At 66.0% G+C, this 11189-nt stretch carries 12 protein-coding genes; 8 read left to right on the top strand and 4 right to left on the bottom strand.

Annotated features, from left to right (window positions below):
* Nucleotides 1-115: 115 nt before the first annotated feature.
* On the bottom strand, nucleotides 116-832 hold the full coding sequence (locus ACREE8_RS06730; protein WP_431572214.1) for a Bax inhibitor-1/YccA family protein: 717 nt from the start codon (nucleotides 830-832) through the stop codon (nucleotides 116-118).
* 273 nt (nucleotides 833-1105) lie between these two features.
* Between ACREE8_RS06730 and trpS the strand changes: the two genes are divergently transcribed.
* The 6 genes from trpS (at nucleotide 1106) to ACREE8_RS06700 (ending at nucleotide 6524) form a co-directional block, all read left to right on the top strand.
* Nucleotides 1106-2134 (top strand): tryptophan--tRNA ligase, encoded by a 1029-nt coding sequence (trpS, locus tag ACREE8_RS06725; RefSeq protein ID WP_431572213.1) that lies wholly within the window; start codon nucleotides 1106-1108, stop codon nucleotides 2132-2134.
* A 148-nt stretch (nucleotides 2135-2282) separates the two neighbouring features.
* The gene (locus ACREE8_RS06720; RefSeq protein WP_431572212.1) at nucleotides 2283-3287 is read left to right on the top strand and encodes a DUF2333 family protein; all 1005 of its coding nucleotides are present in this window, start codon (nucleotides 2283-2285) and stop codon (nucleotides 3285-3287) included.
* Nucleotides 3288-3600: 313 nt separating this feature from the next.
* On the top strand, nucleotides 3601-4524 hold the full coding sequence (locus ACREE8_RS06715; protein ID WP_431572211.1) for a sulfite exporter TauE/SafE family protein: 924 nt from the start codon (nucleotides 3601-3603) through the stop codon (nucleotides 4522-4524).
* Entirely contained in the window at nucleotides 4521-5282 is a 762-nt protein-coding gene (locus ACREE8_RS06710; RefSeq protein ID WP_431572210.1) for a TIGR02186 family protein, read from the top strand. Before ACREE8_RS06715 ends, ACREE8_RS06710 begins: the two co-directional genes overlap by 4 nt.
* A gap of 16 nt (nucleotides 5283-5298) precedes the next feature.
* Nucleotides 5299-5832, top strand: coding sequence for a universal stress protein (locus tag ACREE8_RS06705; RefSeq protein ID WP_431572209.1), 534 nt, complete (start codon nucleotides 5299-5301; stop codon nucleotides 5830-5832).
* Nucleotides 5833-5846: 14 nt separating this feature from the next.
* Nucleotides 5847-6524, top strand: a complete 678-nt coding sequence (locus ACREE8_RS06700; protein ID WP_431572208.1) for an HAD family hydrolase — start codon at nucleotides 5847-5849, stop codon at nucleotides 6522-6524.
* 15 nt (nucleotides 6525-6539) lie between these two features.
* Here ACREE8_RS06700 and ACREE8_RS06695 read toward each other — a convergent pair whose 3' ends face one another.
* Nucleotides 6540-7697 carry an adenylate/guanylate cyclase domain-containing protein gene (locus ACREE8_RS06695; protein WP_431572207.1) on the bottom strand — a complete coding sequence of 386 codons (1158 nt, stop codon included), beginning with the start codon at nucleotides 7695-7697 and terminating at the stop codon, nucleotides 6540-6542.
* Nucleotides 7694-8944: an adenylate/guanylate cyclase domain-containing protein gene (locus ACREE8_RS06690; RefSeq protein WP_431572206.1), complete on the bottom strand. Its 1251-nt coding sequence runs from the start codon at nucleotides 8942-8944 to the stop codon at nucleotides 7694-7696. The genes ACREE8_RS06695 and ACREE8_RS06690 overlap by 4 nt, the downstream gene beginning before the upstream one ends.
* Before the next feature lie 268 nt (nucleotides 8945-9212).
* Here ACREE8_RS06690 and ACREE8_RS06685 point away from each other — a divergent pair, with 268 nt between their 5' ends.
* Complete coding sequence (locus ACREE8_RS06685) at nucleotides 9213-9770, top strand: NifU family protein (protein WP_431572205.1); 558 nt, start codon at nucleotides 9213-9215, stop codon at nucleotides 9768-9770.
* Nucleotides 9771-9892: 122 nt separating this feature from the next.
* Here the strand turns inward: ACREE8_RS06685 and ddpX are convergent, their stop codons facing one another.
* Nucleotides 9893-10480 carry a D-alanyl-D-alanine dipeptidase gene (gene ddpX / locus ACREE8_RS06680; protein WP_431572204.1) on the bottom strand — a complete coding sequence of 196 codons (588 nt, stop codon included), beginning with the start codon at nucleotides 10478-10480 and terminating at the stop codon, nucleotides 9893-9895.
* Between the two features lie 86 nt (nucleotides 10481-10566).
* Between ddpX and tsaB the strand changes: the two genes are divergently transcribed.
* Nucleotides 10567-11189, top strand: a 623-nt coding sequence (gene tsaB, locus ACREE8_RS06675; protein WP_431572203.1) for a tRNA (adenosine(37)-N6)-threonylcarbamoyltransferase complex dimerization subunit type 1 TsaB, incomplete at its 3' end; no start/stop codon positions are given.

Raw genomic sequence — 11189 nt, 5'->3', positions numbered from 1 at the left:
CTGTTCCTGTCCTCGCTCGCCGGCAGAACCTGAAGCCGGCCGGGCGGCCCGAACAAAAACGCCCGGAAGCGGGAGCTTCCGGGCGCTGCAGCCAGCTGCGATGCAGCTGGCTTGGTTAGTTGCGGTTGCCGAACAGGCGCAACATCATCAGGAACAGGTTGATGAAGTCGAGATAGAGGTTGAGGGCGCCCATGATCGCCTTCTTGCCGGCGATGTCGGCCCCGTCGAGCGCGCTATAGATCGACTTGATCTTCTGGGTGTCGTAGGCGGTCAGGCCGGTGAAGACCAGCACGCCGATCACCGAGATCGCGAAGCTCAGCGCCGAGCTCGCCAGGAAAATATTGACGATCGAGGCGATGACGACGCCGATCAGGCCCATGATCAGGAACGAGCCGATTGCGGTCAGGTCGCGCTTGGTGGTGTAGCCATAGAGGCTCATCGCCGCGAAGGTGCCGGCCGTGATGAAGAAGACGCGGGCGATCGAGGTCCCGGTATAGACCACGAAGATATAGCTGAGCGACACGCCCATCAGTGCGGCGAAGGCCCAGAACACCGCTTGTGCTGCGCCCATCGACATCTTGGCGATGCGGAAGCTGAAGACCATCACCAGAACCAGCGGGGCGAACATGACGACCCACGCCAGCGGCGTGCCGTAGACGACTTGGTAGAAGGACGGGTTGGTGCCGATGACATAGGCGATGATGCCCGTCACAGCCAAGCCGCCGGTCATGTAGTTGTAGACGCGCAACATGTACGCCCGCAGCCCGACATCGATGTCGGCGGTGGCGGCCTGCGCGCGCGTCATCAGACGCGGATCGGGTCCCATAGCCATGGCGTTTCGTTCCCTCCTGGGTGTAGCCACTAAACTCGCTCTCCAATATTGGAGCGGCGGCCCCGGGTTTCAATAGAAATCAAAGGGCTATTCAACCCTTTGGCAGGCACTCTAAATTCGGCCCGAAAACGGCCCCCGGCTTGACCTTGGGGGCCCCCGGCGGCCATAAAAGCGCCCGCCCGGAGCCTTCCGGCGGCGCGAAAACCCGGAGCGATCATCCGGTTTCGCGCGAGTAAACCGCGTTTTTGACCCCTGAAGAGCCCTTCCAGACCCATGAATCGCATTTTTTCCGGCGTCCAGCCCACCGGTAACCTGCATCTCGGCAATTATCTGGGTGCGATCCGCAACTGGGTCCGGCTGCAGGACCAGTTCGACTGCATCTTCTGCATCGTCGACCTGCATGCGATCACCGTCTGGCAGGAGCCGGCCGAGCTGCGCAAGAGCACCCGGGAGGTGGCCGCCGCCTATATGGCCGCCGGCATCGACGGGCAGAAGCACATCATCTTCAACCAGAGCCAGGTGCCGGGCCATTCGCAGCTCGCCTGGATCTTCAACTGCGTGGCGCGGCTGGGCTGGCTCAACCGCATGACCCAGTTCAAGGAGAAATCCGGCAATGCCCGCGAGAACGCGTCGGCCGGGCTCTATGTCTATCCGAACCTCATGGCCGCCGACATCCTGCTCTACAAGGCGACCCATGTGCCGGTGGGCGAGGACCAGAAGCAACATGTCGAGCTCGCGCGCGACATCGCGCAGAAATTCAACAACGACTTCGGGGTCCAACTTTTCCCGCTGCCCGAGCCCATGATCCAGGGCCCGGCCACGCGCGTCATGTCGCTGCGAGACGGCACCAAGAAGATGAGCAAATCCGATCCCTCGGATATGAGCCGCATCAACATGACCGACGATGCCGAGCTGGTGGCGCAGAAGATCCGCAAGGCCAAGACCGATCCCCATCCGCTGCCGGGACCCGAGGCGCTGGGAGCGGACGGCCATGTGAAGGACGAGCTGTTCGCGGCCCGACCCGAGGCCTTCAATCTGCTGGGCATCTATGCCGCGCTCTCCGACCGGCCTTTGGCTTCGGTGCTGGCGGAGTTCGAGGGCAAGGCCTTCTCGGCCTTCAAGCAGGCCCTGACCGATCTGGCGGTCGAGACCCTGGGGCGGATCGGGGCTGAGATGAAGCGGCTCCTGGCCGAGCCTTCGGAGATCGACGCGGTGCTGCGTCATGGCGCCGAGCGGGCCCGCGCGCTCTCGGCCCCGATCCTGAAGGAAGTCGAGGACCTGGTCGGCTTCCTGCGGCCTTGAGGCAAGGGCGCCGACTATTGGAGTGCCTCGGGACCGGGCTTGCCGGCTTCCGGTCCGCGCCTCATCTGATAGCGTCTGACCTCAGCGCCTGGACCGGACCTCCGCGATCCTGGCCCGGCGAAACCCCAGCAGCCAATCGGAGTGCCGGATGAGCGAGAACGATCCTCTCCTGAACGACCCGCTGCTGGACGAACCCAAGGTGCGCCGACGCTGGTGGAAGCCCTCGGTCGATCGGCGCCGGATCCTGCGCTGGAGCTTCCGCGGGGTCGTGGCGCTCCTGATCGTCGCCGCCCTCTATTACCCGGTCGGCATGCTGATCGTGCATAAGATCGACGACAATCCCGACTTCCAGGCGCCGGCGACGCCGGAGGGGGCCAGCCGGGCGGTGGCACTCGCCGCCGCGCTGGTCGACCGCGAGGTCGGGCAATATGGCTGGCCCTCGAACGATCCCTTCTTCATGCCGGGCTGGGCGCTCGACAATATGCCGAACTATCAGCAAGGCATCATCGCGGCCCTGGCGCGCTTCTCCACGGAAATGAGAGACCAGATCGGCCGCGTGCGCGGCACCAGCCAGGTCGACCCCGATCTGGAGAAAGCCGCGGGCCAACTGAGCTTTTCGCCCACGGTGTGGGTCTTCGATTTCTCCACCTCCTGGGTCCCGACTACGTCCTCCAACCAGCAATATCTCGCTGCCGCCAAGACGCTGAGGAACTTCAATCTTCGCCTCTCCCAAGGCCAGGCGGTGTTCGAGCGCCGGGCCGACAATCTCCAGAGCACCATCGATCGCATCGCGGCCGATCTGGGCTCGGCCTCCGCCGTTCTCGACAAGCAGGTCGAGGAACATTCGGGCGACTGGGTCGATTTCCAGGCCGACGACATCTTCTACGCGACCAAGGGCCGGCTCTATGCCTATGGGCTGCTGTTGCGCGATCTCGGCACCGATTTCGCACCGGTCATCGCCGAGCGCAATCTCAAGGCCACCTGGGACCAGATGGTGGAGACGTTCCGCGTCGCGGCCTTGCTCGATCCGCTGGTGGTGGTGAACGGCCGCCCCGACGCCTTCCTGCGGCCGAGCCACCTGGCCGCGCAGGGCTTCTTCCTGCTGCGCGCCCGCACCCAGCTGCGCGAGATCTCCGCGATCCTGCAGAAGTAAGCGGCTTCTTCTGCCGGGCTCCCCTGCCTCCTTGGTCATGCCGGCCTTCACCGGAATGACGAAAGAGTAGATAGCCCCACAGAATTTCTCCCTCGGAAAGACGAGGCTGATGGGTGCAGCCCCATCGCATCGTCGGGACGGCGCTGATGGCCCGCGCGAAAAGTCCCGCCGAGGCTTTCCACAGCCTGCGACACCTGTGTAATCTCCAGTGAAATCGAGGGCTTCGCCCGATTCGGCAGGGGTTCGCTGGAACCGGGCGTCAGGGCTCTGGATTCGCGCCCGATTCCGCGTTGGTGAGTTCCGAGCTCCAGCCATGCAGATTTACCTGCCGATCGCCGAGATGTCGCTCGACATCTTCATGTTGCTGGCGCTCGGCACAGGCGTGGGTTTTCTCTCCGGCATGTTCGGCGTCGGCGGCGGCTTCCTGTTGACGCCGCTCCTGATCCTCATCGGCGTGCCGCCGGCGGTCGCGGTCGCGACGCAGGCCAACCAGGTGGTCGCGTCTTCCGTCTCGGGCGTGCTCGGCCATTGGCGGCGCGACAATGTCGATTTCAAGATGGGCTTCGTGCTGCTGATCGGCGGCTTCGTCGGCTCGACCGTCGGCGTGCTGCTGTTCGGCCTCTTGAAACGCTTGGGTCAGATCGATCTGGTGATCGGGCTGTTATACGTCATCCTGCTGGGCCTGATCGGCACGCTGATGATGATCGAGAGCCTCGGCAGCATCCTGCGCCGGCGCAATCACATCGTGGCGCCGCGCAAGCTGCATCAGCATATCTGGCTGCATGGCCTGCCCTTCAAAGTGCGCTTCCGCAAATCGCGGCTCTATATCAGCGCGATCCTGCCGGTGGCGGTCGGGTTCTTCGTCGGCATCATGTCGGCGCTGATGGGCGTGGGCGGCGCCTTCATCCTGGTGCCGGCGATGATCTATATCCTCGGCATGCCGACCATGGTGGTGGTCGGCACCTCCCTGTTCCAGATCATCTTCGTCGCCGCGAACGTGACCCTGCTGCAATCGGTGCAGAACCAGACGGTCGATGTGGTGCTGGCGCTGGTGCTGACGGTCGGCGGCGTGATCGGCGCGCAGATCGGCAGCCGCGTGGTGCAGAAGCTTCCGGCCGAGCAGATCCGCGTGCTGCTGGCGGCCCTCGTGCTGGTCGTCGGCGTGGTGCTGGCCTGGGAGCTGGTGGCGACGCCCAAGAACATCTATTCGATCACGCTCGTGGGGACATCGTCATGAGCCCCGCGCTGCGCGTCCGGACCGCGGCCCTGCTGCTGATGGCGCTCTTCGCGCTCGGCGGCTCGCAAGCGCGGCCGGCGTTGGCCGCTCCCTTGATCGCCGATCTGTCGAACCATCTGATCGCGATCACCACGGGCTTTGCCGGCACCGACGTGCTGATGTTCGGCGCCACCGACGGGCCCGGCGACATCATCGTGACGGTGCGCGGTCCGTTGAGCGACGTCTCGGTCCGGCGCAAGGAACGGGTCGCGGGCATCTGGGTCAATCGCGATACCCTCACCTTCGGCCTGGTGCCGAGCTTCTATGCGGTCGCGAGCAGCCGGCCGGTCGAGGAGCTGCTCTCGCCCGAGCTGCTGCAGCGCCAGCAGGTCGGTCCCAACAACATCGCCGTCATCCGCCCGGACTCGAAGCCGACCAAGGTCGAGGCCTTCCGCCAGGCGCTCTTCAAGGTCAAGGAAGAGCAGGGGCTCTATGCGACGACGCTGGGGCGGGTGAGCTTCCTCGGCAACCAGCTGTTCCGCACCGAGCTGCGCTTTCCTTCGAACGTGCCGATCGGCAATTATCTGGTCGAGGTCATGCTGATCCGCGACGGCAAGCTGGTCAGCGCCCAGACCACGCCGCTGGTCATCAGCAAGACCGGCGTGGGCGCCGAGCTCTATCAGTTCGCACATACCCAGTCGCTGGCCTATGGCGTCTGTGCGATTCTGGCCGCCCTGTTGCTCGGCTGGTTCGCCTATCTCATCTTCCGCAAGATCTGATCGGGAGGAGCTTCCCATGACCGCATCCGCCGAACCACCCGCCAAGCCGCCCAGTACCGAGGCCGCACCGGCCGAAGCCCCCCGGGCGCAGGGCCGCGTCTTCCTGGTGGTGGTGGACGAATCGCCCGAGCTCAAGGTGGCCCTGCTCTATGCCTGCCGGCGCGCGCAGAAGACCGGCGGGCGCGTCGCCCTGCTTCATGTCGCCGAGACCGGCGATTTCCAGCAATTTTTCGGCGTCGGCAAGGTGATGGCGCAGGAGACGCGCCAGGCGGCCGAGGCGCTGATGCAGAAGATGGCGGCCGAGGTCTATCGCCTGTCCGGCGCCATGCCGGTGCTCTATTTGCGTGAAGGCGACCGGCGCGACGAGCTCATCAAGCTGATCAACGAGGAGCCCTCGATCTCGATCCTGGTGCTGGGCGCCTCGACCAATTCGAAGGGGCCGGGCCCGCTGGTCTCGGCCTTGAGCGGCAAGTTCGTCGGCAAGCTGCGGGTGCCGCTCACGATCGTGCCGGGCAATCTCTCGGACCAGGATATCCAGAGCATCGCCTGAGGAGCGCCAGGGAGTTGTTCCGGCCGGGCCGGCCCGAACTCGTCATCTTCGATTGCGACGGCGTCCTCGTCGACAGCGAGGTCATCGCCTGCCGGGTCCTGTCCGAAAGTCTCGCGGAGGCCGGCATCGTCATTACGGCCGACGACATCGCCGAGAATTATGTAGGCTTAAGTGCCGCGACGATCTTCGCGGATATCGAGCGGCGAACCGGCCGGCGCGTGCCGGCGGATTTCGCAGCGCTCACGCGGCCCCGGCTCGAGGCGGCCTTCGCGGCGGATCTGAAGGCGATGCCTGGCGTCGCGGCGGCGCTCGCCTCGATCGCAACCAAGGTCTGCGTCGCTTCCAGCAGCGGGCCGGCGCGGCTGCGCCATTCGCTGACCCTGACCGGGCTGATCGATCGCTTCAGTCCGCATATCTTCAGCGCCGAGCAGGTCGCGCGCGGCAAGCCCGCGCCCGATCTCTTTCTGCTCGCGGCCGAGACGATGGGGGTGCGGCCGGACGCCTGCTGGGTGATCGAGGACAGTCTCGCCGGGATCGAGGCGGCGCGCGCGGCCGGCATGACGGCGATCGGTTTCACCGGTGGCTCGCATTGCCGCAGCGATCATGGCGAGCGGCTGCGTCGTGCCGGTGCCGCGCGCATCCTGGCGAGGATGGATGAATTGAAGGGACTGCTGGCGACAGCATCGCGCTGACGCCGTCTGAGTCGCTCAGGGCAGGCCGAAGATTTCCTGCGGGACCTCGATGCCCTTGAGCGGATGCAGGCCGAGCGTCTTCAGGCGCGAGCCGCAGGGCGAGGCGAAGGGCCGCGAGGTCAGGAGCGTGCGGTCGAGCTCGGGGCAGAGCGATTCGATCCGGGTCACCAGATTGACCGCGGGCCCGATCACGGTGAAATCGAGCCGCGTCGCGGCGCCGATATTGCCATACATCACCGGTCCATGATGCAGCCCCAGCCCGATCTTGAGCTCGGGCTTGCTGGCGCGCTCGCGCACCTTGTTGAGCTCTTCGAGATCCAGGAGCGCGCGTTCGGCGGCCGTCAGCGCGTCGCGGCAGGCCCGGTCGCGATCGAGATCGTCGCGCATGGGAAAGATCGCCAGCATGGCGTCGCCGACGAATTTGAGGATCTCGCCGCCCATCGCTTCGACCGGCTGGGCCATGCAGCCGAAATAATCGTCGAGCAGCTCGACGATCTGGTCGCGCTCGAGCCGGTCGCTCAATTGCGTGAAGCCGCGCAGGTCGCAATACCAGAGGGCGGCCGCCAGCGTGGTCGCCTCGCCGCGGCGGATCGAGCCGGTGAGCACGCGCCGTCCGGCCTCGCGGCCGAGATAGGTGTCGAGCAGGGTCGCGGTGGTGCGGCGCTGATGCAGCACCTCGATCGTCACGCTCAGCGCCGGCACCAGATCCTGGATCATCGTCAGGTCCTGGTCGGTAAATCCACCGGGCGTCCGGCTCGCCCAGGAGATGCCGTGAACCTCGCCCTGGCTGAACTTCATCGGCGTGACGAGATAGTCGGTGAAACCCTCGCGCTTGAGATCATGCAGGATCGGGTAGTCGAACGCGCTCTCCGGCCCTTCGAGCCGGCGGCGGATCGTGAGCGCGGTGTTGTAGCAGGCCGCGAGCGGGCTGCGCGCGAAGGCGTCGGAGATCGCGGTCTCATGGCCGTAGAGCGTCTCTTCGATCGGATGATCCGGCGTCCAGAGCACGCGTAAACCCGCGACCTGCGGATGAAGGGCGCGCAGATGGATGCCGACGCGCGCCAGATGCACGCCCGCGGCGACCAGGCGCCGGGCCATGCCGTCGAGCAGCTCGCCGGGGTCGGCGCTGTGCCGGCCTTCCTCGAGCAGCCAGCGTTCGATGGCTGCGGTCATGCAGCGCCGTCGCCGAGCCGGCTGACCTCGTCGGGCAGGCCGAACACGGCCTGGGCCCCATGCACGCCCGGCACCTCGAAGCGCCCGAGCGGCACCATCTCGATGCCGCAGGGCGAGGCGAAACGCTCGGAAGCGACGAGGCGTCGCCCGAGCTGGCGGCAAAGCCGCTCGAGCCGCGTCGTCAGATTGACGGCATGGCCGATGACCGTGAAATCGAGCCGGTCGGGAGCGCCGATATTGCCGTACATGACGGTGCCGGTATGAAGCGCCAGCCCGACCTCGAGCGTCGCCTCGCCCGCCTCGCGCCGGCGCAGATTGAGCTCGTCGAGCGCCATCAGCGCCTGACGCCCCGCCTTGAGCGCCGTGCGGCAGGCACGATCACGATCCAGATCGTCTGCGATCGGGAAGATCGCGAGCATGGCGTCGCCGATGAATTTCAGCACCTCGCCGCCGAGCGCCTGAACGGGGGCGGCCATGCAGCCGAAATAATCGTTGAGCAGCTCGATCACCTGATCGGGCGCCATGCTCTCGCTCAGCGCCGTGAAGCCGCGCAGGTCGCAATAGAAGATCGCGGCGGCCATGGTCACGCCGGCGCCGCGCCGGATCTGGCCCTGCAGCACACGCTGTCCGGCGTCATGGCCGAGATAGGTGTCGAGCAAAGTCGAGGCGATGCGTTTGATCTCGCGCACCTCGAGGGCGATCGTGAAGATCGGCAGCAATCCCTTGAAGTAGGCGATCTCCTGCGCGGTGAAGCCGCCGGGCCGGTCGCTCGCGATCGCCAGCGTGTTGATGGTGCCGCTGGTGAACAGGATCGGCAGCGCCAGATAATCGGTGACGCCCTCGGCCTTCAGATCCTTCAGGATCGGGAAGTCGATCGGTGCCGCCGGGTCCTCGATCCGCCGGCGCAGCTCGCTGACGTGGCGCTCATGGAGCAGGCGGATGGGGCTGTCGAGATAGGCGGGCTCCTCATAGATGCCATGCTCGCGCGGGACGATCTTGATCTGGTCGCGGTTGCGCCACCAGTGGAAGCCCTGGGCGGCGACCTGCGGATGCAGGGTGCGCACGCTGACGAAGAAGCGGAACAGCGGGAAGCCGCTATCGGCCAGGCGGCGGCAAAACCCCTCGATCAGCCCCTCGCTCGACTTCTGCTCGCGCCCGTCGATCAGGAGCCAATGCGCGACCGGGTCGGCGCAAGGGGCGGGGGCCGCGAGGGAGGCCTGGAGTGCGTCGGTCAAGGTCTGGGACATGGAAGCTTCGGCATAGACCCCGGGGTTCGCGTCGGTCAAGAAATCCACCATGGCAGGACCGGCCTAGCGGATGTGGGTGGCGGCGGCGGGCGCGACAATGGGGCGCGTGCAACCGCCCCCCGGCCCTATATCCGCAAGCCATCACGGGTTTTGAGGTTAAGGCCACGAAACCACGACCAGAATGTGGTTGAACCCGGCGCGGCAATCGACCATTTATCGGAGCAGACAGCTAGGTTATTCACCTCGCGCCCGAGGAGGCGCCCAGCCCATGTTCATTCAGACCGAGCAGACCCCCAATCCGGCCACGCTCAAGTTCCTGCCGGGCCGCGACGTGATGGGCGATGGCACCGCCAATTTCCCCACCCGCGAGACGGCCGACCGCTCGCCCCTGGCGCAGCGGCTGTTCCAGATCGAGGGCATCACCGGCCTCTTCTTCGGCTCCGATTTCGTCACGGTCACCAAGGCCGAGGACCAGGAATGGAGCCTGATGAAGCCGGCCATCCTCGGCGTCATCATGGAGCATTTCGTCGCCGGCAAGCCGGTCATGGCCGAAGGCATCGCCGCGCCGGCCGAAGCCGAGGTCGCGGGCGAGGATGAAGAGATCGTGTCCCAGATCAAGGACCTTCTCGACACGCGCGTGCGCCCCGCCGTGGCCCAGGATGGCGGCGACATCATCTTCCGCGGCTTCGAGGAAGGCGTCGTCTATCTGCATATGCAGGGTTCCTGCGCCGGCTGCCCGAGCTCGACCGCCACGCTCAAGATGGGCATCGAGAACATGCTGAAGCATTACGTGCCCGAGGTCGTCGCGGTCGAAGCGGTGCCGTAAGCGCCGGACGCATAGCCGATCCAGATTTCAAGCGCGCCGGTTCATTCCGGCGCGTTTTTGTTTTTGGGGATGACGATGGGCGCGCGTCGACGGCACGCAAATCTTGATGCGCCGCGGTCCCGTCACTCCACCGGGATCGGGTCCAGCGGCCGCGGCATCAATTCGCGGCCCGGGGGCAGCGCGGAATCGCTGTAGACCGGATAGTTTCGCGAATTGAACAATTGGTAATGCCACCATTCATTGCGATAGAAGTCCCAATGGGCGGCGGTCATGATGCCCAAAAGAATTGCACGGTTGCGCTGCGCCTCGACCGAGACGTCAGTGCGCGCATGATGGGCAATCGGGCGGAACTCGTCGAAGCCGGTGCCCATCTCGAGCTCGCGGCCCGCGGTGTCGAGCAGGGTCACGTCGACGGCGACGCCGCGCGAATGGGGCGAGCCCCGCCGCGGATCGGCGAGGAATTCCGGATTGGGATCCTTCTTCCACAAGGCCCATTGCGCTTCGCTCGGACGGAAGGCGTCGAAGATCTTGAAGCGGTAGCCCAGCGCGCGCGCCAGCTCGATCGCGCGCGCCAGCGCGTCGGCCGCATCGCGATGCAGGTAGCAGCGCGGATAGGCATAGATCGGCTTGCCGGTGATGTTGTTGGCCGTGGCATAGGCCAGCTCGATCTCGACATCCCACTCGGGCGGCTTGATTTCGACCAGATCCATAGGCTCTCTCTCGGCTTATCGCGTCATTTGTCGCAAGATGGCGTCGCCGCCATAGCTATCAGGAATTGGAGTTTCCGGAAATCCGCATGAGCGCGATTGTGACCGCATCGGTGCCTGACGCCGCCGCCGGACCCGAAAGGCCGGCCGGCGTGCCGCATGCCCTGACCCTGGCACCGATCGCGAATCCGACGCTCCTGGCCCTCGACTGCACCGGCAATGCCTGTTCGGTGGCGGTTTGGCGCGAGGGCGCGCTCGCGGCCCATCGGCTGGCGGAGATGACGCGCGGCCATGGCGAAAGGCTGCTGCCGATGGTGGCCGATGTCATGAAGGCGGCCTCGCTCGATATGGCGGCCCTCGATGCCATCGCCGTCACGGTCGGTCCCGGCAGCTTCACCGGCCTGCGCATCGGTCTCGCCGCGGCGCGCGGGCTGGGGTTGGCGCTGGCGCGGCCGATCGCCGGCATCACCAGCTTTCTCGCCGTCGCCGCTTCACTGCCGCCGGCCCTGCGCGAGGGCCGTGAGATTCTGGTGGCGATCGACAGCAAGCGCGACGACGTCTTCCTGCAGCGATTCGATCCGGCATTGCGCGCGCTGGCACCGGCAAGGCTGATGACAGTATCGGAGATGATCGCCGGATTGCCGCCGGGACCGCTGCTGCTCGCGGGCGATGGCGTGACGCTGTTGGCGCCGTCGCTGCCGCGCGATCGCGA

The sequence above is a fragment of the Hypericibacter sp. genome (assembly GCF_050729195.1).
Taxonomy (GTDB): Bacteria; Pseudomonadota; Alphaproteobacteria; order Dongiales; family Dongiaceae; genus Hypericibacter.
This window is presented reverse-complemented; position numbering and strand designations above follow the sequence as displayed.

Excerpts from the sequence above, each read along its gene's own strand:
- ACREE8_RS06705 (WP_431572209.1), top strand. The coding sequence starts at position 5,299 with ATGACCGCATCCGCCGAACCACCCGCCAAGCCGCCCAGTACCGAGGCC.
- ddpX (WP_431572204.1), bottom strand. The coding sequence starts at position 10,480 with ATGGATCTGGTCGAAATCAAGCCGCCCGAGTGGGATGTCGAGATCGAG.
- ACREE8_RS06690 (WP_431572206.1), bottom strand. The coding sequence starts at position 8,944 with ATGTCCCAGACCTTGACCGACGCACTCCAGGCCTCCCTCGCGGCCCCC.
- ACREE8_RS06710 (WP_431572210.1), top strand. The coding sequence starts at position 4,521 with ATGAGCCCCGCGCTGCGCGTCCGGACCGCGGCCCTGCTGCTGATGGCG.
- trpS (WP_431572213.1), top strand. The coding sequence starts at position 1,106 with ATGAATCGCATTTTTTCCGGCGTCCAGCCCACCGGTAACCTGCATCTC.
- ACREE8_RS06720 (WP_431572212.1), top strand. The coding sequence starts at position 2,283 with ATGAGCGAGAACGATCCTCTCCTGAACGACCCGCTGCTGGACGAACCC.
- ACREE8_RS06685 (WP_431572205.1), top strand. The coding sequence starts at position 9,213 with ATGTTCATTCAGACCGAGCAGACCCCCAATCCGGCCACGCTCAAGTTC.
- ACREE8_RS06695 (WP_431572207.1), bottom strand. The coding sequence starts at position 7,697 with ATGACCGCAGCCATCGAACGCTGGCTGCTCGAGGAAGGCCGGCACAGC.
- ACREE8_RS06715 (WP_431572211.1), top strand. The coding sequence starts at position 3,601 with ATGCAGATTTACCTGCCGATCGCCGAGATGTCGCTCGACATCTTCATG.
- ACREE8_RS06730 (WP_431572214.1), bottom strand. The coding sequence starts at position 832 with ATGGCTATGGGACCCGATCCGCGTCTGATGACGCGCGCGCAGGCCGCC.